Genomic DNA, 20,368 nt, shown 5'->3' with positions numbered 1-20,368 from the left:
AGGCGTTTCGTTCAGCGGCTGCGGGACGCGTCGCCGGTCGGGGCCGAGGCCAGCTCCACGGCCTCCGCGAGATGGTGCGCCTCGGCCACCTGCAACCCGGCCGGCGCCCGGACCGCGGCCCCCGCCGGCACGACGGCGCGGGTGAACCCGAGACGGGCGGCCTCGCTCAGACGCCGCTCCAGACCCGTCACGGGCCGGATGTCCCCGGCGAGGCCGACCTCCCCGACGGCGATCGTGCCCGACGGCAGGGCCTCGCCGCTCCGGGCCGAGACGATCGCCAGCGCGGTGGCGAGGTCCGCGGCCGGCTCGGTGACCCGCGCACCACCGATCGTCGAGGCGTACACGTCCGCGTCGGCGAGCCGCAGGCCGGCGTGCCGGTGCAGCACCGCGAGGATCATCGCCAGCCGTTGCGACTCGACCCCGCTGGTGGCCCGGCGAGGGTTGGCCAGGGGTGACGGGGCCACGAGGGACTGGATCTCCAGGGCGAGCGGCCGGCGTCCCTCGAGCGTGACGGTCACGCAGGTGCCCGGCACCCCCGCTCCGAGGTGGGACAGGAACAGCCCGCTGGGGTCGCTCAGGCCCTCGATGCCGGACTCGGACAGGTCGAAGCACCCCACCTCGTCCGTGGGGCCGAACCGGTTCTTCACCGCGCGCACCATGCGGAGCCTCGAGTGCCGGTCGCCCTCGAACTGGCAGACGACGTCCACCAGGTGCTCGAGGGTCCGTGGTCCGGCGACCGCGCCGTCCTTGGTCACGTGGCCGACCAGCAGCACCGGGACCTGACGCTCCTTCGCCGCGGCGATGAGGGCGCCCGCGACCTCGCGGACCTGGCTCACCCCGCCGGGGACGCCGTCGACCTCCGCGGAGGCGATCGTCTGGACCGAGTCCACCACCAGCAGCGCCGGGTCCGCCGCGTCGAGATGGCCGAGCACCGTGGCCAGGTCCGTCTCCGCCGCGAGCAGCAGGGTCGGTGCGAGGGCGCCGATCCGCTCGGCCCGCAGCCGGACCTGTCCCGCGGACTCCTCGCCGGTCACGTACAGCACCGTGCGCGCGTCCTGGCCGTCGGTGCCGCGGGCCGCGTTGGAGGCCACGGACAGCAGCAGCGTCGACTTGCCGACCCCCGGTTCGCCCGCCAGGAGCACGACGGCTCCGGGGACGAGGCCGCCGCCCAGCACGCGGTCCAGCTCGTCGACGCCCGTCGGGGTGGCGCGCGCGGAGTCGACGTCGATCTCGGCGATGGGACGGGCGGCCGAGCGCACCGGCTGCACCGCCGTGGTGCGCGGTCCCGCCGCCGGGCCGTCCTCGGCGACCGTGCCCCACGCCTGGCACTCGCCGCAGCGGCCCACCCACTTCACCGTCGTCCAGCCGCACTCGGTGCAGCGGAAACCGGGGCGGGAGCTCTTGGCGCGGCCTGCGCGCGAGGTGGTCGTGGTGCTCACGCTCGACACGGTAGGCGTCGGCACCGACACCAGGGCCGCCGGACGTCGTAGGCTGCACGGCGACGCCGTCGTCGGCGCACCGGCACCAGACCAGGAGGACGTCGATGGCCGACCGCAAGCCGGGGTACCTGACCCCGGGATTCCGGACCCCGGGGGAGAAGGTGCACCAGAAGAGCTCGCGGGCGGCACAGGTCCGTCGCCGCCGCATCGTCCTGGCGGTGGTGCTCGTCGTCGTGGCGGGGATCGCGGTCGTCACCGCGTTCTTCTGGCCCGGGTTCGCCCAGGAGGAGCCCGAGCCGCTGCCCGAGGTCACGGTCACCGCGGCGCCGCCGACGCCGACCGCCGAGCCGAGCCCGCTGCCCGAGGACGCCACCGACTTCCAGTCGGCGATGCCGGACTCCGCCCTGCAGCTCGTCCGCCTCGACGTCACGGAGGGCGCGTGGATCGACGAGGCCGACGCCGTCGAGGCGTGGGACGTCGTCTACGCCGACGGGTCGGCGGACGGAGCGCGGGTCGACCTCGTCGCCGGTCAGTGGTCGGACGGTGACGCCGCGGCCGAGGTGTACGCGACGCTGCTGCAGGCCGCCGGAGACCCCGAGGCCGAGGGGGACGTCACCGTCGGCGGCGAGACCGTCGGCGACTACGCCGTCACCCCCGGTGCGACCGCCGGGGAGTCGGTGGTCACCTGGCGCAACGACACGGCCGTCTTCCAGGCCACCGGGCCGGAGCAGCTCGTCCAGGACTTCTACGAGACGTTCCCGATGTGAGGAGAGACCACGTGAGCACGCAGATCGCCGGGACCCGGGTGGCCTTCGTCGGGACCGGCACGATGGCCGAGGCCGTCCTGGCCGGTGCCCTGTCGTCCGGGCTCGACCCGGCCGACGTCGTCGCCACCGTGCGTCGCGAGGACCGGGGCGCCGAGCTGGCCGAGACCTACGGGGTCGCCACGACGACGGACAACGCCGCCGCTGTGTCCGACGCCCGCCTCGTCGTCGTCGGCGTCAAGCCGAAGGACGTCGCCGCCGTGCTCGACGAGATCGGTCCCGCGCTGCCCGCCGACGCCGTCGTCGTCAGCGTCGCCGTCGGCCTGCCGCTGTCGTTCTACGCCCGCCACCTGCCCGCGGACCAGCCCGTCGTCCGGACCATGCCGAACACCCCCGCCCAGGTCGGCGCCGGGGTGACCGCCGTCGTCCCCGGACCGACGACGGACGAGGACGACGTCGCCCTCGTCGAGGCGCTGCTGGCCGGCACCGGGGAGACCCTGCGCATCACCGAGAAGGAGATCGACGCGTTCGGGGCGCTCGCCGGCTCCGGCCCCGCCTACGTGTTCTACGTCGTCGACGCGATGGCCGAGGCCGGGGTGCTGATGGGCCTGACGCGGGCCGTCGCCCGCCGGCTGGCCGTGCAGACGGTGCTCGGCGCGGGGACGCTGCTCGCGCGGACGGGGGAGCACCCCGTGGTCCTGCGCGAGAAGGTCTCCTCACCCGGTGGCACCACGATCCAGGCCCTGCGGCGGCTCGACGACGCCGGTGTGCGGGCGTCCTTCGTCGCCGCGATGGAGGCGGCGCGCGACCGGTCGGCGGAGCTCGGCCGCGAGCTCGGCTGACCGCAGATGTCCGACCCGTCGCGTCGAGGACGCCGCCCAGCGGGCCAGAGCACGCGCGGGGCGGTGCTGGAGGCCGCCCGGGCGGAGTTCGACGAGCGGGGCTACGAGGCCGTGTCCCTGCGGGGCGTGGCCCGACGGGCCGGTGTCGACCCGGGCACCGTGCGGCACTGGTTCGCCGGCAAGACCGAGCTGCTCGCCGCCACGCTGGGCCTGACCGACATCGACCCGTCGGCCGTCACCCGGTCCGCCGCCGACGGCCCCGTCGAGGACATGGGGGAGCGGCTCGTGCGGGCGGTCGTGCGGACGTGGGACGCGGACGGCGGCGCGACGGTCCGTGTCGTCGTCCCGGCCATCATGGCCGACCCGGGTCTGCGGAACCTCCTGCAGCGCTTCCTGGGGGTGGAGGTCCTCGGCCCCCTCGTGCAGCGGCTGGGTGTCGCCGACGCGGAGCTGCGCGCGTCCCTGGCCGGTTCCCAGGTGGCCGGCCTGATGATGATCCGCTACGTGGTCGGGGTCGAACCGCTGGCCTCGGCCTCGGCGGACGATCTCGCCACGCTGGTGGGCCCGACCCTGCAGCGCTACCTCACCGGGGACCTGGGTGACGTGACGACTGCTCGATGAGCACCATCGTCTCCTCCAGCGTGGCGGCCTCTTCCGCGACGTCGGCCGGCACGCCGGCGGCGTCGAGGGCCGCGCGCACGCGCTCGGGCGCCGTCCCGGCGACGCGGCTGGTGCGGCCGGCGAGGGTCACCGGCAGACCCGCCTCGTCCAGGGCGGCGAAGGCCGCGGACCACTCCTCGGTGCGCACGACGGCGGTGCGCGAGGTCGCGGTGATGTCCCCGACCGCCCCACGGGCCACGCCGCGGCCCCGCGACATGATCACCAGGCGGTCGCACTGCTCGGCCTCCTGCATGTAGTGCGTCGTCACGAGCACACCGGCACCGGCCTCGGCCTGCGCGTGGATCGTGTCCCACAGCCGTGCCCGGGCGAGAGGGTCGACGCCGGACGTCGGTTCGTCGAGGACGAGCAGGCGGGGGGAGTGCAGCAGGGCGCAGTAGAAGGCGAGCTGGCGCTGGCGGCCCAGCCCGATGCGCCCCACGGGCTGGTCGGCGACGGCGGCCAGCGTGGTCGGCAGCGCCGGGGCGTGACGCACGGAGAAGGCCGCGGCGACGAAGTCGACGTTCTGCCGGACGCTGAGCGCCTGGGACAGGCCAAGCCCCTGGGGCACGTACCCGAGCGCCTGGCGGTCGGCGTCGGCGGGCGGGTCGCCGAACACCTCGACGTGGCCGGCGTCCGCCGCCTCGAGCCCGAGCAGCACGCGCAGCAGCGTCGTCTTGCCGGCCCCGTTGGAGCCGAGCAGGCCCACGATCTCCCCGGCGTGCACGTCGAGGGACATGTCCTCGACGGCGGCGAACGCGCCGAACCGCTTGGTGACGCCGTCGGCGTGGACCAGGGTGGTCATCGGGTCTCCTCCTGGCGGGCGAGCGTGAGGGCGATCAGGGTGTCCTCGAGGTCGGGCGGGACCGGGCGGCCCGGGGCCGTCGCGCCGTCGGGCGTCCAGGTGTGGAACGACCGACCGCGGCGCCACGTCCGGTCGTGGCCGCCGGGTGGGTCGTCGCCGACGGACACCGTCCCCGGCACGGTGCCGACCACGTCCGCCGGGCTGCCGGTGGCGAGCACCTGCCCGTCCTGCAGGGCGACGACCGTCGCGGCCCGCTCGGCCTCGTCGAGGTAGGTCGTCGTCATCAGCACGGCGGCGCCGCTCCGGGCCGCCTGGGTGATGAGCCGCCACAGCTCGACCCGGCTGACGGGGTCGACACCGGTCGAGGGCTCGTCGAGCAGCAGCAGGTCGGGGGTGTGCAGCATCGCCAGGCAGAACCCGAGCTTCTGCCGCATGCCCCCGGACAGGTCGCGTCCGAGCCGGTCCCGGACGTCGTCGAGGCCCGCGGTCGCCAGCAGGTCGGCGGCGCGGGTCCGGATCCCGGCGGCGGACATCCCGTACGCCGAGCCGACGAGCTCGACGTTCTCGCGGACGGTCAGGGTCGGCCACACCCCGGACGTGGAGGGTTCGTGGCCGATGCGCGGGGCGGGCGGGACGTCCACGGTGCCGCGCACGGCGGCGACGCGTCCGAGCAGGGCCCGCAGCAGGGTCGTCTTGCCGGCCCCGTCCCCGCCGACGACGGCGGTCACCTCGCCGGACGGGACGGCGACGCTCACCTCGGACAGCGCGGTCGCGCCGCCGAGCTCCACGGTGAGGTCCCGTGCGCCGTACATCAGCGGGCCCCGCGGGCCGGTGCGATGTCCCGGCGCAGCCGGACCACGGCGACGCCGAAGACGAGGACCGCCATCCCGGTCAGGACGACGACCGGCAGCCACATCGACTCCCATCCGGCCCCGCGCAGCATGACGCCCTGGGAGAGCTTGACGAACCACGTCAGCGGCAGCAGGTAGCCGATCCAGCGGACGCCGGCGGCCATGGCGTCCAGCGGGAAGATCATCCCGGACAGCAGGATCTGCGGCAGCATCGTCATCAGCGCGACCTGCACGGCCTGCCCGGTGGTCTGGGAGACGGTCGAGATGAGCACCCCGATCCCGAGGACGGCGAACAGGAAGATCGCCGCGCCGATGCCGAAGAGCAGCGCGGACCCCCGGAACGGGACGCCGAACAGCCACACACCGAGCAGGGTCACGAGCACCATGTCGAAGCACGCGAGGAGGAAGTACGGGGAGATCTTCCCCAGCACGACCGACGTGGGGGACAGCGGCATGACGGCGAGCTGCTCGAGCGTGCCGGCCTCGCGTTCACGGACCAGCCCGATGCTGGTGATGATCGTGCCGATGAAGGTCAGGATCAGGCCGATGATCGCCGGGACCATCACCCAGGAGGTCTCGAGGTCCGGGTTGTAGAGGATCTCCGAGTCGACGCGGTCGCCGAGCTGGGCCACGAGGACCGAGGCGCTCTGGGCGGCGAAGAGGTTGGAGCCGTCGACGAGGACGGTCGGGCGGCCGCCGTCGGCGTCCGAGGCGTCCCCGCTGAGGATCGCGACGTCGACCTCGTCGTCGCGGAGCATGTCGCGTGCCTGGCCGGACCCCGCCTCCGCGTCGACGTCGGTGAGGTCGAGGGTGGTCGGTGCGTCCTGCGGCGCCTGCGCGACGAGCTGCTGCACCTGGTCCGCCTGGTCGCCGACGACGGCGACCTTCAGCTCGTCGACGGTGAAGTTCGCGGCGTACCCGAAGATGACCAGCATCAGCAGGGGCAGGGCGACGAGCATCGCGACGGTGCGGTGGTCGCGCCGCAGCTCGCGGAACTCCTTGACGATCATGGCGCGCACGGCGGCTCCCTCGGTCCGTGATCATAATTCCTCGGATGAGGAATTATCCGGGAGCCTACTCCACGACGCCTCCGCGGTCACGTCCGTCGAGCACGACGAGGGGGCCCTCGTCCGGGGTGGGGACCTGGAAACCGTCGAGGTAGGCCTCCGCGCGCGCCCGGGGGACGGCGACGTCGTCGGGTCCGCGGTGCCGGCGTGCGGCCAGCCGCTCCAGCACGACGTCCCGCGGGGTGTCCAGCAGGTGCACCACCGGCTCGACGCCGTGCGGGCGCAGCAGGTCGCGGTACGCGTCCCGGGACGACCGGGACCAGAACGACGTGTCCACGACGACGCGGTCCCCGGCGGCGACGTGCCGCAGCAGCTCGCGCTGCAGGTGGGCGTGGACGGCGGCCGCGTCCTCGGCGTCCACCGGGTGATCGCGCAGCCCGCGCCGCCAGGCCTCGGCGTCGAACGACAGCACCGTGTAGCCGTCGTCCGCCAGGCGCCGGGCATGCGTCGACTTGCCTGCGCCGGCCGGACCGCAGACGAGGACCACCGACGGCGACGACGGTGCCGCGGTGCGCCCCCGGTCCGTGCTCACGGCCTCGCCGAGAAGCGCTCCAGCAGGTCCGCGTGTCCCGAGCAGACCAGCAGGTCGTTCGCGCTGACGCGGGTCTCGGGAGTGGCGTAGGTGAACTCGATGCCGGGCGACTTCACGCCGATCACGGTGATGCCGTACTTCTTGCGGATGTCCGACTGGGCGAGCGTGAACCCCTGCATCTCGCGCGGGGGGCGCATCTTGACGATCGTGAAGCCGTCCTCGACCTCGATGTAGTCCAGCATCTTGCCGCTGACGAGGTGGGCGACCCGCGAGCCGGCGTCGGACTCGGGGTACACGACGTGGTGGGCGCCGATCCGCGTCAGGATGCGCCCGTGCTCGGCCGAGATCGCCTTGGCCCAGATCTGGGGGGTGCCGAGGTCGACGAGGTTGCCCGTGATGAGCACCGAGGCCTCGAGCTCGGTCCCCACCCCCACCACCGCCACGCCGAACTCCTGGGCGCCGAGCTGCTCCAGGGCCTCCGGGTTGGACGCGTCCGCCTGGACCAGCGGCAGGCGGCCGGACCACTGGTTGACGAGGCGGTCGTCGGTCTCGACCGCGAGCACGTCCTGGCCGAGCCGGTCCAGCGTCTCCGCCAGGGACGACCCGAACCGGCCCAGGCCGATGACGAGCACGCCGGCGTCCCGGTCGTCCTTCTTCTCTGCCACGGTTCTCCTCCGGTCGGTCGGTGGTGTCGGCGACGCGCCGCTGCCGTCTGGCGCGCGGGTCGTCAGCCGATGATGGGGCGCTCCTCGGGGAAGCGTATGACGCGGCGCCGGTCCCGCAGGGCCAGGGCGCCGAGCACGGAGATGGTGCCGACGCGCCCCAGGTACATCAGGGCGCTCAACCAGTACTTCCCGCCGTCGGGCAGGTCGCCGGTGATCCCCGTCGAGAGCCCCACCGTCGCGAACGCGGAGATGACCTCGAACAGGATCTGGGACAGGGAGAAGTCGGTGATCCGGACCAGGGCGATGCAGGAGACCAGCACCATCGTGGCGCCGATGAAGACCACGGCGATCGACAGCCGCAGCGTGTCCCGGGGGATGCGCCGGCCGAAGACGTCGACGTCCCGGTCACCGCGTGCCTCCGCGACGATCGCGAGCAGCATGACGGCCAACGTGGTGACCTTGATGCCGCCGGCGGTGGAGGCCGACCCGCCGCCGACGAACATCAGGGCGTCGGTGACGAGCCAGGACTCCGCCCGCATGGCGCCGACGTCGAACGTGTTGAACCCGCCGGACCGTGGCATGACGGAGGCCATGAGGGCCGAGAGGAACTTCGTGCTCAGGTCCTGGCCGCCGAGCGTCTCCGGGTTCGCCCACTCCATCGCGCCGATGATCACCAGACCCGCCACGAGCAGCGCGACGCTGGTCGTGATCGTCAGCTTGGTGTGCAGCGAGAGGTGCCGCAGGAACCGGCGCCCGTGCCGGCGCGCCTGCAGCAGGTTCAGCATCACGGGGAAGCCCAGGGCGCCGATGAACACGCCCAGGACGACGGGGATGATGACCAGCCAGTCCGAGGCGTACGGCAGCAGCCCGTCCACGGTGGGCACGAACCCGGCGTTGTTGAACGCCGAGATGCCGTAGAAGGTCGAGTGCCACAGCGCCAGCCCGAGACTCTCGTCGAGCGCGAGGAACCGGGGGAGGAGGATGAGGGCGATCGTCAGCTCGATCGAGGTGGAGACCACGATGATCAGCCGGATCAGGGATCCGACCTCGCCCAGCCGCGTCGTCCCGGTCTTCGTCTCCGAGGCGGTGAGCAGCTTCTGGGTCAGTCCGATGCGCCGGGAGACGGCGATCCCCAGCAGGGACGCGATCGTCATGACGCCCAGCCCGCCGACCTTGATGCCGAGCAGGATGACCGCGCGGCCGTACTCCGACCAGTACTCGGCCGTGTCGACGACGACCAGGCCGGTGATGCACACGGCGGACGTCGCGGTGAACAGGGCGTCGACGAACCGGGCGCCCGTGTCCGTGGCCGTCGCCCAGGGCGGCAGCAGCAGGAGCGTGAACAGCGTGATGACGGCGGCGAACACCGTCATCGCCAGCCGGGCCGGGTACTCCCGGGCCGTGCGGTCCACCCACTCGCGCAGCATCGAGGCGCGGTCCTGCACCGATCGGGCCACCGGCCGCGCCCTCCCTCGTCGTCCGCACTGGTCGCCGCCCAGCCTGCCACGGCTTGGGCTACCGTGGCGGGATGTCGGTCGCCCAGCTGCTGTGGAGTCCCGAGCTGCTGCGCTACGACTTCGGGCTCGGGCACCCCATGGCGCCGGCGCGGCTCGCCCTGACGATGCGCCTGATCACCGAGCTCGGACTGCTCGGCGAACCCGGGCTGGAGGTGGTCGACCCGGTCTGCGCACCGGACGAGCTCCTCGAGACCGTGCACGACGCCGACTACGTCGCCGCGGTGCGCCGCGCGGCGACCACGGGGGAGCCCGACGTCGCCCGGGGGCTCGGGACGGAGGACGACCCCGTGTTCCCCGCCATGCACGAGGCCGCGGCCCGGCTCGTGGGGGCCTCGGTCGCCGCCGCGGACGCCGTCTGGTCGGGACGGGCGCAGCACGGGATCAACATCGCCGGCGGCATGCACCACGCCCGCCGGGACGCGGCGTCGGGCTTCTGCGTCTACAACGACGCCGCCGCCGCCGTGCAGCGGCTGCTGGACAGCGGGGCGGAGCGGGTCGCGTACGTCGACCTCGACGCCCACCACGGCGACGGCGTCGAGGCGATCTTCTGGGACGAGCCGCGGGTGCTGACCTTCTCCGTCCACCAGGACGGCCGGACGCTGTTCCCCGGCACGGGCGACCCGGCGGACACCGGTGCCGGGCTGAACCACTGCACCGCGGTCAACGTCGCGCTCCCGCCGCGGACGGACTCCGCCGGATGGCTGCGCGCCGTCGACGCGGTGCTGCCGACCGTGCTGCGGGAGTTCGCCCCCGACGCCATCGTGTCCCAGCACGGAGCCGATGCCCACGGCAACGACCCGCTCGCCGACCTCTCCGTCGGCGTGCACGCGCAGAAGACCGCGGCCCGCTGGCTGCACGAGCTGGCGCACGAGCTCTGCGAGGGTCGCTGGGTGGCCCTCGGCGGCGGAGGGTACGCCGTCGTCGACGTGGTGCCGCTGGTGTGGGCGGCGCTGGTGGCCGAGGCGGCGCACGTCCCGCTGGAGACGGGGATGCCGCTGCCGGCAGCGTGGCGGGAGGCGGCGGAGGAGATGTCCGGGCTGCCCGCGGCCAGGACGCTGGGCCGCGGACCGGTCACCTGGCAACCGTGGTCGGCCGGCTACGACCCGTCGGACCCGACGGACCGGGCCGTGCTCGCCACGCGCCGCCACGTCTTCCCCGAGTTCGGCCTCGACCCCTTCCTGGACTGACCGGCCGGTCCCGCGGCCGGGGTGACCCGGCGCACGCCGCCGTGGCCCGAGGCACCGGCCGTGATCGGGTATTCTGATAGACGGACTTTTCTCGCGTTGGTCGGCTGCGCCCGGGCTCACGGGCGCCGGTGCCAACGCCGTCCGACCACCGATCAGCATTGTGAGGACCTCATGGGCTCCGTCATCAAGAAGCGCCGCAAGCGCATGGCGAAGAAGAAGCACCGCAAGCTGCTGCGCAGGACGCGCCACCAGCGTCGCAACAAGAAGTGAGGCACCGCCCGCCGTCCGGCGGGTCGTGCTGAGCGAGCCCGGTAACCCTAGGGGTGCCGGGCTCGCTGCGTCCGTGGGGAGGGGCGCCCCCGGTCAGCGGCCCCGGACGCGTCGGCGCATGGCACGCTGCGCGGCCCGGAGCACGAGGCCCGCGACCCAGGCCGCGCCTGCCCACGACGCGGTCCGCACGCCGCGGTGCGCCACCCGCTGACCGCGACCGCGGAACTCGCGGATCGGCCAGCCGACCTCCTTGGCGTGCCGACGCAGACGCACGTCGGGGTTGATCGGGCAGGGGTGGCCGACGGACCGCATCATCGGCAGGTCGTTCAGCGAGTCCCCGTAGGCGTACGAGTGGTCCAGGTCGAGCCCCTCGCGCTCCGCGAGCTCCCGCACGGCCGCAGCCTTGGCCTCGCCGTGCATGAGGTCGCCCACCAGCGCGCCGGTGTAGTACCCCCGCTCGTGCTCCGCGATGGTGCCGAGGCAGCCGGTCGCGCCGAGCCGGCGTGCGATGAGGCCGCCGATCTCGACCGGCGTCGCGGTGACCAGCCAGACCTGGTCCCCGGCCGCCAGGTGCTCGTCCAGGAGTCGCTTCGTGCCGGGGAAGATCCGCAGCTCCAGGACGGTGTCGTAGACCTCGTCGCCCACGGCGGTGATCTCGGCGACCGAGCGGCCGGCGATGAGGGACAGCGCCCGGCTGCGCACGGTCTCGATCTGGGTGCGCGACTCGCCGAAGAGCAGGTACTTGGCCTGGATCAGCCCGAACCGCAGCAGGTCGGCGGTCCCGAAGAACTCGCGCCGGTACAGCGCCCGGGCCAGGTGGAACGAGCTGGCGCCGCGGATGATCGTGTTGTCCACGTCGAAGAACGCTGCCGCCGGCGGGCTGACCGGGGGGTCGGCGTGAGACGGCATGCGGTCCACTGTAGCCGCGCGGATACGCTGTCCTCGTGAGCGGCACCCCGACGACCCCTGAGGAGACGGCACGGGTGGTGATGTACACCCGACCCGGCTGCCATCTGTGCGACGACGCCAGGCAGGTGGTCTCCTCGGTGTGCGACCAGGCGGGCGCCGCGTGGCGGGAGATCGACATCGAGGCCGATGCCGCGCTGACCGAGCGGTACGGCGACTACGTGCCCGTCGTCGAGGTGGACGGCGTGCAGCAGGGGTTCTGGCGGGTGGACGCGGTGAGGTTGGCGCGCCGTCTGGCGGTCCCCCCGGGAGGGAAGCGGACGTGATCGAGATCGGTGAGGTGACGGTGCCCGCGGCGACGGTGGCGCGGCTTCCGTTCTACCTGCGTGCCCTGCGCGACCTGTTGAGCGACGGCGTCACCACGACGTCGTCCTCCGGGCTGGCGGAGCGGTCCGGCGTGGGCTCGGCCCAGCTGCGCAAGGACCTGTCCTACCTGGGGTCCTTCGGGACCCGCGGGGTCGGGTACGACGTGGAGACGCTGGCGTCCTCGATCAGCGCCGCGCTCGGGCTCGGGTCGGAGCACCGGCTCGCCATCGTCGGCGTGGGCAACCTCGGCAACGCGCTGGCGAACTACTCGGGCTACGCGGCCCGCGGGTTCCGGCTGGTGGCCCTGATCGACGCCGACCCGGACGTGGTGGGTCGCAGCGCCGCCGGCCTCGAGGTCGAGCACTCCGACCGTCTCGAGGAGATCCTCGCCGCCCGGGGGGTGTCGATGGTGATCCTGGCGACGCCGGGTGCGGCGGCGCAGGCGGTGGCCGAGCGGATCGTGGCCTGCGGGGTGCGCGAGATCCTGTCGTTCTCGCCGGTGGCGCTGCAGCTGCCCGACGACGTCGTGGTGCGCAGCGTCGACGTCGCGGGTGAGCTGCAGATCCTCGCGTTCCACGCCGCGGCGCGGCACGCGCAGTCCGGGGACGCCGTGGGTGTCGACGGTGACCCCGCGGTGGTCGGGGTCCAGCCCTCCGCCTGAGCCCGCGCACCTTCCTGCGGGCCGGGCCGTCTCGCCGCGGGTCAGGACGGCCCGTGACGAGTCAGGACGACCCGTGACGAGTCGGGCCCCCGCTGCACGAGTCAGCGCACGGGATCCGCGCGGACGCGGTTCCCGTGCGCTGACCGGCGACGGCGAGGTGCGGCGGGCACGACGCCGACAGGCGCCGGTTCACCGGCGTGGTGGGATCAGTTCTGCTCGATCGCCGAGACGTCGAGAGCGATCTTGACCTTCTCGCCGACCAGGATGCCGCCGGTCTCGAGCGCGGCGTTCCAGGTCAGGTCGAAGTCCTTGCGGTTGATGACGATCTCGGACTCGAACCCGGCGCGCTTGTTGCCGAACGGGTCGGTCGCGGCACCCTCGAAGGCGACCGGCAGGTCCACCGACCGGGTCACGCCGTTGATGGTCAGGTCGCCGGTGACGATGTAGGCGTCGTCGTCGGCGGTGACCGAGGTCGAGGTGAAGGTCCAGGTGGGGCGCTCCTCGGCGTGCCAGAAGTCCGCGCTCTTGAGGTGCTGGTCGCGGTTCTCGTCACCGGTGCTCACGGCGCTCGCGTCGAGCGTCACCGCGACGGAGGAGGACTCGAGGTCCTCGCCCACGGTGATCGTCCCGGCGGAGATGCCGACGGTCCCGCGGACCTTGGAGATGCCGGCGTGGCGGACGGAGAACGACGCCGTGGAGTGGCCGGCGTCGACGGCGTAGGTGCCGGTGGTCAGGGCCGGGGGCAGGGGGGTGGCCATGGGGTGGCTCCTTGTCAGATCGGTTGCAGGACGTGATGCGATCGCGTCCGGATCATTCCATCGAAATGCATGAACATGGCACCCCGGCGCAGTATTCCCGCGCCGTCCGGACGAGTTCGGAGACCGGTCCGCGGCCCGATCGTGACGCGGCTCACGACGCCCGTCGCGCCGACCGGTCCACCCCCGGGATCTGGGACACTAAGGCGCATGGCCACCACCACCGTCCACCTGATGCGGCACGGCGAGGTCCACAACCCGGAGGGCGTCCTGTACGGACGCATCCCGGGCTACCGGTTGTCCGACCGCGGTCAGCAGATGGCGCGACGCGTCGCGGACCACCTCACCGACACCGGCCGGGACGTCGCCGCCGTCGTCGCGAGCCCGCTGCAGCGCGCCCAGGAGACCGCCGCGCCCGTCGCCGCCGCGTTCGGCCTGGAGCTGGCCACCGACGACCGGCTGATCGAGGCCGGCAACCTGCTCGAGGGCTCGACGATCGGCACGAACCCCGCCCAGCTCGCCCACCCCCGGTACTGGAAGCTGCTGTGGAACCCGCTGCGGCCGTCCTGGGGCGAGGCCTACGCCGACCAGGTCGTGCGCATGCGGGCCGCCGTCGACGACGCCCGACGTGCCCACGCGGGGCGCGAGGTCGTCCTGGTGAGCCACCAGCTCCCCGTCTGGCTGACCCGGCTGGCCTTCGAGGGCAGGCGCCTGGCCCACGACCCGCGGCGTCGCCAGTGCGCGCTGGCCTCGCTGACGTCGCTGACGTTCACCGACGACCACTTCGCCGGACTGCACTACGCCGAACCCGCCGGGGACCTGCTCGTCGGCGCCGAGCCGCAGGCGGGCGCCTGATGGCGCGCCGCCACGCGGCGGGCGTCGTGCTCGCCCTCGGGACGGCCCTCGCGCTGGCCGGGTGCGGCGCCGCCGACTCCGGCGCGGGCGACGTCGTCGGCCAGGGGTTCGTCTCCGGCGACGGCACCGTGCAGCAGTGGGAGCCGGCCGACCGGACCGAGCCGGTGGTCGTCGAGGGCACCAGCTTCGAGGGTGACGAGGTCTCCACCGCCGACTGGCGCGGGGACGTCGTCGTGCTCAACACCTGGTACGCAGGCTGCGCGCCCTGCCGCGCCGAGGCTCCGGCCCTGGTCTCGATCGCGACGGACCGCGCCGACGAGGGGGTGCACCTGCTGGGCATCAACACCGAGGACGAGGCCGGTGCCGCGCTCGCCTTCCAGCGCACCTTCGAGGTGCCCTACCCGTCGATCGAGGACCGCAGCGGCCAGGTCGTGGCCGGGCTGTCGGGCGTCGTGCCGTTGCAGGCGGTCCCGTCCACCGTCGTGCTCGACGCCGAGGGTCGCGTGGCCGCCCGCGTCGTCGGCGAGGTGTCCGAGAGCACCCTCAACAGCCTGATCGACGACGCGATGGCGGGTGCCTGAGATGGGAGAGCTGTTCGCGACGACGGCGGTGAGCGGGTCGATGCTGCTCGCCGTCCCCGTCGCGCTGCTGGCCGGTCTGGTCTCCTTCGCCTCGCCGTGCGTGCTGCCCCTGGTCCCCGGCTACGTGGGGTACGTGGGTGGCATGGCCGCCGCGAACGCCGGCCCGGTCGAGACGTCCCGGGGCGGGACGACGACGGCGGCCCCGGCGGCCGCGCCGGCCCGTGGCCGGGTCGTGGCCGGGGTCGGGCTCTTCGTCCTCGGCTTCACCGCCGTGTTCGTCGCCCTCATGGCGGCGGCCGGGGCCGCCGGTGCCTATCTGGTGCGCTACGAGGACGTCCTCACGCGCGTGCTCGGCGTCGTCGTCGTCCTCATGGGCGTCGCCTTCCTCGGCGGGATCGGCTTCCTGCAGCGGGAGCGCCGACTGCACGTGACACCGCGGGCCGGTCTGTGGAGCGCACCGCTGCTCGGCGTCGTGTTCGGCATCGGGTGGACCCCCTGCATGGGCCCGACCCTGGCCGCCGTCCAGTCCCTCGCGCTGGACGAGGCGTCGGCCACCCGGGGCGTCCTGCTCGGGATCGCCTACTGCGTCGGCCTCGGCGTGCCCTTCCTGCTGGTGGCCCTGGGCCTGCAGTCCTCCGAGCGGATGCTGAGCTTCCTGCGACGGCACCGGCTGACGATCATGCGGGTCGGTGGTGGGCTGCTCATCGTCATCGGCCTGGCGATGGTGACCGGTCTGTGGGGTGCGACCACCAGCCTGCTGCAGAGCTGGATCAGCGGATACACGACGGTGGTGTGATGAGCGAGCGGACCTACCGTCCCGAGGGCATCGCGGACGACTTCACCACCGGTGAGCCGACGTCCGCGGCGGACGCCCGACCGGAGCCGTCCGGGGCGCCGTCGTCCCCGCGGGGCCCGCAGGCCCCCCAGCTCGGCTGGCGGGGGATGCTGCGCTGGACGTGGCGGCAGCTGACCAGCATGCGCGTGGCGCTCATGCTCCTCATGCTGCTCGCCGTCGCGGCGCTGCCCGGCTCGATCCTGCCGCAGCGCGACCAGGACCCCGCGGCGGTCGTCGAGTACCTGGGTGACCACCCGACCGCCGGCGAGTGGCTGGACCGGTTCGGGTTCTTCGACGTCTACACGTCCGTCTGGTTCTCGGCCATCTACCTGCTGCTGCTGGTGTCGCTGGTCGGCTGCATCGTGCCGCGCACGATCGCGCACGCCCGGGCGCTGCGGGCCCGCCCGCCGCGGACCCCCGCCCGGTTCGAGCGCTTCCCGGTGCACGTGACGGGGACGACGTCCGCGACGCCGGACGAGGTGGCCGACGCGGCGTCGACCCACCTGCGCGGCCGGTGGCGACGCCTGCCGACCTTCCGGGTCGAGACCGGGGCCGAGGACGCCCGGGCCGCCCGCGGCGCGCTGCCCGGGCGGCCTGCTGCGCGGACCGTCGCCGCCGAGCGAGGGTATCTGCGCGAGAGCGGCAACCTGCTGTTCCACCTGGCTCTGGTGGGCCTCGTGATCGCCGTCGCCGTGGGCCAGCTCATGCACTACCGCGGGCAGGCGATCATCACCGAGGGGCGCGGTTTCGCGAACGCGGTGGTCGACTACGACACGTTCGAGTCCGGCGCGTGGTTCGCCCCGGAGTCGCTCGTGCCGTTCTCGATGACGCTGGACTCCTTCGAGTCCGAGTTCGCCACGGACACCGTCGCGTTCGCCCAGTCCCGCGACTTCACCGCCGACGTCACGGTCACCGAGCCGGACGGCTCCTCGCGGGCCGAGACTATCCGGGTCAACCACCCTCTCGAGGTCGACGGTTCCAAGATCTACCTGCAGGGCAACGGGTACGCCCCCGAGATCACGGTGACCGACGCGGAGGGTGCCACCGCGTTCAGCGGGCGGGTGCCGTTCCTGCCGGAGGACCAGGTGTACACCTCACGAGGCGTCGTCAAGGTGCCGGACGTGTCGCCGGGGCTCGACCAGATCGGGCTGATCGGGTACTTCCTGCCGACGGCCGTCATCAACGAGGACGGCACCGCCGAGTCGGTGTTCCCGCTGCCGGAGGACCCGCTGCTCGTCCTGGAGGTGTACCGCGGCGATCTCGGGCTCGACGCCGGCGTCCCGCAGAACGTCTACCGCCTGGACACCGCGAACCTCACGCCGTCCCTCGACGACGACGGCGGACGGGTCACCCTGCTGCTCGAGCCGGGCGACTCGGTCGAGCTGCCCGACGGGCTGGGCACGGTCGCGCTCGGCGAGGACGTCCCCCGGTTCGTCGCCCTGGACCTGCGGCACGACCCCTCGTTGGCGTGGGTGCTGACGTTCGCGCTCCTGGCGCTGCTGGGGCTGACGGGATCGCTCTTCCTGCCGCGACGCCGCGTGTGGGTGCGATCATGGACGTCCGGCGGCGTCACGCGAGTCGAGGTCGCCGGGCTGGCCCGTGGGGACGACGCCGGGCTGGAGACCGAGGTCGACAAGGCCTTCGGAGCGCTGCCGGACGTCGAGCGCGACGGACCGGACGGCGCCGGACGGACCGGTGGGTCCGGTGCCGGGACGACGGACGGTCGAGCGACCGGGAGCGAGGAGGACTGAGATGGAGATCGCCGAGCTGAGCGATCTGCTCGTGTGGGCGGCGGCGACGACGTTCGCCGTGGCGATGATCGCCTTCGCGATCGACCTGGGACGTCGGACCGACGAACGCCTCGAGGCGCGGACCGAGGCGCGGGCGACGGTCGGTGCCGGTGCGTCAGGCGCGGTCGCGGCGCCGGACGGCGCAGGACCGGCTGCGGACGTCGGCCACGGCGGTCCGGCCCGACGGCGTGCCGCCGGGATCGGCCTGTCCACGTCATGGCTCGGCACCGCGATGCTCGGCGTGGCGATCCTGCTGCGGGGCCTCGCCGCCGGGCGCACGCCGTGGGCCAACATGTACGAGTTCACGCTCGTGGGGTCCTTCGTGGCGATGGTGGTGTTCCTCGTGTGGAACCTGCGCCGCGACGTGCGGTTCCTCGGCGCCTTCGTCACCGGGCTGGTCACGCTGTTCGTCGTCGTGGGACTCAACTCGTTCCACGTCGCGGCGACCGGCGTGCAGCCGGCGCTGCAGAACTACTGGCTGGTCATCCACGTGGGCGTCGCGATCACGGCGACCGGGATCTTCACGGTCGCGTTCGTGCTGTCCGTCCTGCAGCTGCTGCGCGACGCGCGGGAGACCGGGTCCCCGTTCCTCACGCGCCCGGGATTCCGCTGGCTCGACCGCATGCCGGCCCCGGCCGCGCTGGAGTCGATGTCCTTCCGCCTGAACGCCGTCGGCTTCGTGATGTGGACGTTCACGATCATCGGCGGAGCCATCTGGGCCGAGGACGCCTGGGGCCGGTACTGGGGCTGGGACCCCAAGGAGGTCTGGAGCTTCATCATCTGGGTCGTCTACGCGGCCTACCTGCACGCCCGCACGACACGGGGCTGGTCCGGCCGGCGAGCCGCCTGGTTCGTCGTCGTCGGCTACGCCTGCGTGCTGTTCAACTTCACGGGCGTGAACCTGATCTTCAACGGCAAGCACTCGTACTCGGGCATCAGCTGACCCTGACCCGCGCGGGCCACCTCGACCCGCGCGGGTCAAGACGATCCTGCGCGGGTCAGGGCTCCTCGCCCCGAGTCAGGGCACTCCTGTGCGAGTCAGGACTCGACGCCGCGGGTCAGGACGATCCTGCGCGGGTCAGGGCTCGACGCCGCGGGTCAGGACGATCCTGCCCTGAGTCAGGACGATCCTGCGCGGGTCAGGGCTCTTCGCCCCCGAGTCAGGGCGTCGTGCCGGCGGTGCCGGGATGCTCGCTCGGGGACGAACCTGTGCCGACCCAGGCACCCGGGCGTTCTCCTGACTCGCGGAGCGCTGCCCTGACTCGCGGTGGATGACCCTGACTCGCGGAGCACTGCCCTGACTCGCGGGGGATCGCCCTGACTCGCGGGGGATCGCCCTGACTCGCGGGGCCGCCCGTGCGGCCGGGAAGGGTCCGGCCGCGGCGATCAGGCCGACGGCGCGTCGGGCCCCTCCTCGTCACGCTTCCTGCGACGTTCCTCACGCCGCTTCTCCTGCTCGATCCGCCACAGGAAGTCCGGGTCGTCGTCGGGCGCGACCGGTCCGGAGGGGCGTCGCGGTCCGCGCCCGGGGCGGCCGGTACGCCCGCCGCCGGACCCACGGCGCCGGGTCCGCTTGGTCACGAGCCACGAGATCGGCCCGAAGACCGGCAGGAACACGATGATGATCAGCCAGAGCCAGGTGGGCAGGCCGCCGCGATCCTCCTCCTCCGACCCGGCCAGGTCGGCGAGGGTGTAGACCATCAGGCCGATCACGAGGAGGATCACCACGACGCGCAACATGCCTCCAGCCTAGAACGACCGCGAGGGTGCACCGCATCCGGGGCTGTCGGCACGGCCTTACCCTGGTGACGTGCCACTGCTCATCTACTCCGCGCTGCGCCTCCTCGTCTTCGTGGCCGCGCTCGTGCTCGGATACCTCGTCGGTCTCGGCGGGTGGCTGCTGCCGCTCGTGGCGCTCGTCGTCGCGTTCGCCGTCTCCTACCTCGCGCTGCGTCGGCAGCGGGACGACGCCGCGGCCTGGCTCGCGGAGCGCGACCGGCGCCGCAAGGAGCGCACGCGCGGCGACACGCGGATCGACGAGGACGCCGCCGCCGAGGACGCGGTCCTCGACGCCGACCGGTCGGAGCACGCCGACGGCACCGCGGCCGACGGCCCGCAGCAGCGTTCCTGAGACCCGACGCGGCGGCCGGTCACAGGGCCAGGCCGAGCCCCAGCAGGATCCCGTAGGCGAGCTCGAAGAGGCCGGTCCCGGCCAGGACGGGCACCAGGGCGCGTCCCTGCGCCCCGGCCAGCACCGGCAGCACGAGCAGGACCGTGGGCAGCAGGAGCAGCGCCACCAGGAAGGCCCACGGGTTCCAGATCGCGCAGACGAGCCCGAGCAGCACGGGCACGACGAGCCACAGCGCGTACAGCCGGCGAGCACGGTGGTCGCCCACCCGGACCGCGAGCGTGCGCTTGCCCGCCAGCACGTCGGTGGGGATGTCGCGCAGGTTGTTGATCATCAGCAGCGCGCAGGCGATCAGCCCGACGCCGACGGCGCCCAGCACCGCGGGCCACGAGATCCGGTCGGCCTGGGTGTACGTGGTGCCGAGCGTGGCCACCAGCCCGAAGAAGACGAAGACGCCGACCTCGCCGAGCCCGGCGTAGCCGTAGGGGCGCTCGCCACCGGTGTAGTACCAGGCGGCCAGCATGCTCAGGGCGCCGACGGCGATCAGCCACCAGTGCCCGGAGACGGCGCACAGGGCGAGCCCCAGCACGGCGGCGACGCCGAACGCCGTGAACGCCGCCCCCTTGACCTGACCGGGCCGCGCGGCGGCGGACGCGGTGAGCCGCAGCGGCCCGACCCGGTCCACGTCGGTGCCGCGCACGCCGTCGGAGTAGTCGTTGGCGTAGTTGACGCCGACCTGCAGCGCCAGGGCCACGCCGAGCGCGAGCACGGCGGGCAGCCAGGCGACGGCGTCGAGCTGCGCCGCCGCGCCGGTGCCGATCGCGACAGGGGCCGCGGCGGCCGGCAGCGTGCGGGGGCGCGCGCCGGCGAGCCACTCAGCGGCGGTGGCCATGGG

General features: G+C 73.5%; 24 protein-coding genes. 13 read left to right on the top strand and 11 right to left on the bottom strand.

Going from position 1 to position 20,368, the window contains the following annotated elements; translation table 11 throughout:
- Positions 1-11: 11 nt before the first annotated feature.
- Positions 12-1,439 carry a DNA repair protein RadA gene (gene radA / locus Q6349_RS01670; protein ID WP_304602574.1) on the bottom strand — a complete coding sequence of 476 codons (1,428 nt, stop codon included), beginning with the start codon at positions 1,437-1,439 and terminating at the stop codon, positions 12-14.
- Between the two features lie 104 nt (positions 1,440-1,543).
- Between radA and Q6349_RS01665 the strand changes: the two genes are divergently transcribed.
- From Q6349_RS01665 to Q6349_RS01655, 3 genes are read left to right on the top strand one after another with little or no spacing between them, the layout of a single operon-like run.
- On the top strand, positions 1,544-2,206 hold the full coding sequence (locus tag Q6349_RS01665) for a hypothetical protein (protein WP_171246025.1): 663 nt from the start codon (positions 1,544-1,546) through the stop codon (positions 2,204-2,206).
- Between the two features lie 11 nt (positions 2,207-2,217).
- On the top strand, positions 2,218-3,045 hold the full coding sequence (gene proC / locus Q6349_RS01660; protein WP_304602573.1) for a pyrroline-5-carboxylate reductase: 828 nt from the start codon (positions 2,218-2,220) through the stop codon (positions 3,043-3,045).
- 6 nt (positions 3,046-3,051) lie between these two features.
- A complete protein-coding gene (locus Q6349_RS01655) occupies positions 3,052-3,666 on the top strand; it encodes a TetR family transcriptional regulator (RefSeq protein ID WP_304602572.1) in 615 nt (204 codons plus the stop codon).
- Here the strand turns inward: Q6349_RS01655 and Q6349_RS01650 are convergent.
- From Q6349_RS01650 to Q6349_RS01625, 6 genes are all read right to left on the bottom strand, one after another.
- Positions 3,629-4,507 carry an ABC transporter ATP-binding protein gene (locus Q6349_RS01650; RefSeq protein ID WP_304602571.1) on the bottom strand — a complete coding sequence of 293 codons (879 nt, stop codon included), beginning with the start codon at positions 4,505-4,507 and terminating at the stop codon, positions 3,629-3,631. The genes Q6349_RS01655 and Q6349_RS01650 overlap by 38 nt on opposite strands.
- The gene (locus tag Q6349_RS01645) at positions 4,504-5,319 is read right to left on the bottom strand and encodes an ABC transporter ATP-binding protein (protein WP_304602570.1); all 816 of its coding nucleotides are present in this window, start codon (positions 5,317-5,319) and stop codon (positions 4,504-4,506) included. Before Q6349_RS01645 ends, Q6349_RS01650 begins: the two co-directional genes overlap by 4 nt.
- Positions 5,319-6,368, bottom strand: a complete 1,050-nt coding sequence (locus Q6349_RS01640; RefSeq protein ID WP_304603082.1) for an ABC transporter permease — start codon at positions 6,366-6,368, stop codon at positions 5,319-5,321. Before Q6349_RS01640 ends, Q6349_RS01645 begins: the two co-directional genes overlap by 1 nt.
- Before the next feature lie 64 nt (positions 6,369-6,432).
- Complete coding sequence (locus Q6349_RS01635; protein WP_304602569.1) at positions 6,433-6,957, bottom strand: ATP-binding protein; 525 nt, start codon at positions 6,955-6,957, stop codon at positions 6,433-6,435.
- Positions 6,954-7,622, bottom strand: coding sequence for a TrkA family potassium uptake protein (locus Q6349_RS01630; protein ID WP_304602568.1), 669 nt, complete (start codon positions 7,620-7,622; stop codon positions 6,954-6,956). Before Q6349_RS01630 ends, Q6349_RS01635 begins: the two co-directional genes overlap by 4 nt.
- A 62-nt stretch (positions 7,623-7,684) precedes the next feature.
- The gene (locus Q6349_RS01625) at positions 7,685-9,049 is read right to left on the bottom strand and encodes a TrkH family potassium uptake protein (protein WP_171246071.1); all 1,365 of its coding nucleotides are present in this window, start codon (positions 9,047-9,049) and stop codon (positions 7,685-7,687) included.
- Positions 9,050-9,150: 101 nt separating this feature from the next.
- On the opposite strand from Q6349_RS01625, the gene Q6349_RS01620 reads away from it, so the two are divergent.
- Both Q6349_RS01620 and Q6349_RS01615 read left to right on the top strand, forming a co-directional pair.
- Positions 9,151-10,326 carry an acetoin utilization protein AcuC gene (locus Q6349_RS01620; RefSeq protein ID WP_304602567.1) on the top strand — a complete coding sequence of 392 codons (1,176 nt, stop codon included), beginning with the start codon at positions 9,151-9,153 and terminating at the stop codon, positions 10,324-10,326.
- A gap of 171 nt (positions 10,327-10,497) precedes the next feature.
- The gene (locus Q6349_RS01615; RefSeq protein ID WP_012085056.1) at positions 10,498-10,596 is read left to right on the top strand and encodes a 30S ribosomal protein bS22; all 99 of its coding nucleotides are present in this window, start codon (positions 10,498-10,500) and stop codon (positions 10,594-10,596) included.
- A gap of 93 nt (positions 10,597-10,689) precedes the next feature.
- Here the strand turns inward: Q6349_RS01615 and Q6349_RS01610 are convergent, their stop codons facing one another.
- Positions 10,690-11,505 carry an HAD family phosphatase gene (locus Q6349_RS01610; RefSeq protein WP_304602566.1) on the bottom strand — a complete coding sequence of 272 codons (816 nt, stop codon included), beginning with the start codon at positions 11,503-11,505 and terminating at the stop codon, positions 10,690-10,692.
- Between the two features lie 80 nt (positions 11,506-11,585).
- Here Q6349_RS01610 and Q6349_RS01605 point away from each other — a divergent pair, with 80 nt between their 5' ends.
- Positions 11,586-11,828 carry a glutaredoxin family protein gene (locus Q6349_RS01605; protein WP_171246070.1) on the top strand — a complete coding sequence of 81 codons (243 nt, stop codon included), beginning with the start codon at positions 11,586-11,588 and terminating at the stop codon, positions 11,826-11,828.
- Positions 11,825-12,529: a redox-sensing transcriptional repressor Rex gene (locus Q6349_RS01600; RefSeq protein WP_304602565.1), complete on the top strand. Its 705-nt coding sequence runs from the start codon at positions 11,825-11,827 to the stop codon at positions 12,527-12,529. Before Q6349_RS01605 ends, Q6349_RS01600 begins: the two co-directional genes overlap by 4 nt.
- A gap of 206 nt (positions 12,530-12,735) precedes the next feature.
- Here Q6349_RS01600 and Q6349_RS01595 read toward each other — a convergent pair whose 3' ends face one another.
- Positions 12,736-13,287 carry a YceI family protein gene (locus tag Q6349_RS01595; protein WP_171246017.1) on the bottom strand — a complete coding sequence of 184 codons (552 nt, stop codon included), beginning with the start codon at positions 13,285-13,287 and terminating at the stop codon, positions 12,736-12,738.
- A 207-nt stretch (positions 13,288-13,494) separates the two neighbouring features.
- Between Q6349_RS01595 and Q6349_RS01590 the strand changes: the two genes are divergently transcribed.
- The 5 genes from Q6349_RS01590 to ccsB are packed head-to-tail and all read left to right on the top strand — an operon-like array spanning position 13,495 to position 18,288.
- Positions 13,495-14,139: a histidine phosphatase family protein gene (locus Q6349_RS01590; RefSeq protein WP_304602564.1), complete on the top strand. Its 645-nt coding sequence runs from the start codon at positions 13,495-13,497 to the stop codon at positions 14,137-14,139.
- The gene (locus tag Q6349_RS01585) at positions 14,139-14,720 is read left to right on the top strand and encodes a TlpA disulfide reductase family protein (RefSeq protein ID WP_304602563.1); all 582 of its coding nucleotides are present in this window, start codon (positions 14,139-14,141) and stop codon (positions 14,718-14,720) included. The genes Q6349_RS01590 and Q6349_RS01585 overlap by 1 nt, the downstream gene beginning before the upstream one ends.
- Position 14,721: 1 nt before the next feature.
- Positions 14,722-15,516, top strand: a complete 795-nt coding sequence (locus Q6349_RS01580; RefSeq protein WP_304603081.1) for a cytochrome c biogenesis CcdA family protein — start codon at positions 14,722-14,724, stop codon at positions 15,514-15,516.
- On the top strand, positions 15,516-17,306 hold the full coding sequence (locus Q6349_RS01575) for a cytochrome c biogenesis protein ResB (RefSeq protein ID WP_304602562.1): 1,791 nt from the start codon (positions 15,516-15,518) through the stop codon (positions 17,304-17,306). Before Q6349_RS01580 ends, Q6349_RS01575 begins: the two co-directional genes overlap by 1 nt.
- A gap of 1 nt (position 17,307) precedes the next feature.
- The gene (gene ccsB / locus Q6349_RS01570) at positions 17,308-18,288 is read left to right on the top strand and encodes a c-type cytochrome biogenesis protein CcsB (protein WP_304602561.1); all 981 of its coding nucleotides are present in this window, start codon (positions 17,308-17,310) and stop codon (positions 18,286-18,288) included.
- Positions 18,289-18,731: 443 nt separating this feature from the next.
- Here ccsB and Q6349_RS01565 read toward each other — a convergent pair whose 3' ends face one another.
- Positions 18,732-19,085: a PLDc N-terminal domain-containing protein gene (locus Q6349_RS01565; protein WP_304602560.1), complete on the bottom strand. Its 354-nt coding sequence runs from the start codon at positions 19,083-19,085 to the stop codon at positions 18,732-18,734.
- Between the two features lie 70 nt (positions 19,086-19,155).
- On the opposite strand from Q6349_RS01565, the gene Q6349_RS01560 reads away from it, so the two are divergent.
- Positions 19,156-19,476: a DUF4229 domain-containing protein gene (locus tag Q6349_RS01560; RefSeq protein WP_171246012.1), complete on the top strand. Its 321-nt coding sequence runs from the start codon at positions 19,156-19,158 to the stop codon at positions 19,474-19,476.
- A gap of 19 nt (positions 19,477-19,495) precedes the next feature.
- Here the strand turns inward: Q6349_RS01560 and Q6349_RS01555 are convergent, their stop codons facing one another.
- On the bottom strand, positions 19,496-20,365 hold the full coding sequence (locus Q6349_RS01555) for a 1,4-dihydroxy-2-naphthoate polyprenyltransferase (RefSeq protein WP_304602559.1): 870 nt from the start codon (positions 20,363-20,365) through the stop codon (positions 19,496-19,498).
- Positions 20,366-20,368 lie beyond the last annotated feature (3 nt).

This window comes from Isoptericola sp. 178, from assembly GCF_030586525.1.
GTDB lineage: Bacteria > Actinomycetota > Actinomycetes > Actinomycetales > Cellulomonadaceae > Isoptericola > Isoptericola sediminis.
The sequence above is the reverse complement of the archived record's forward strand: the minus strand, read 5'-3'. Positions and strand labels throughout refer to the sequence as shown.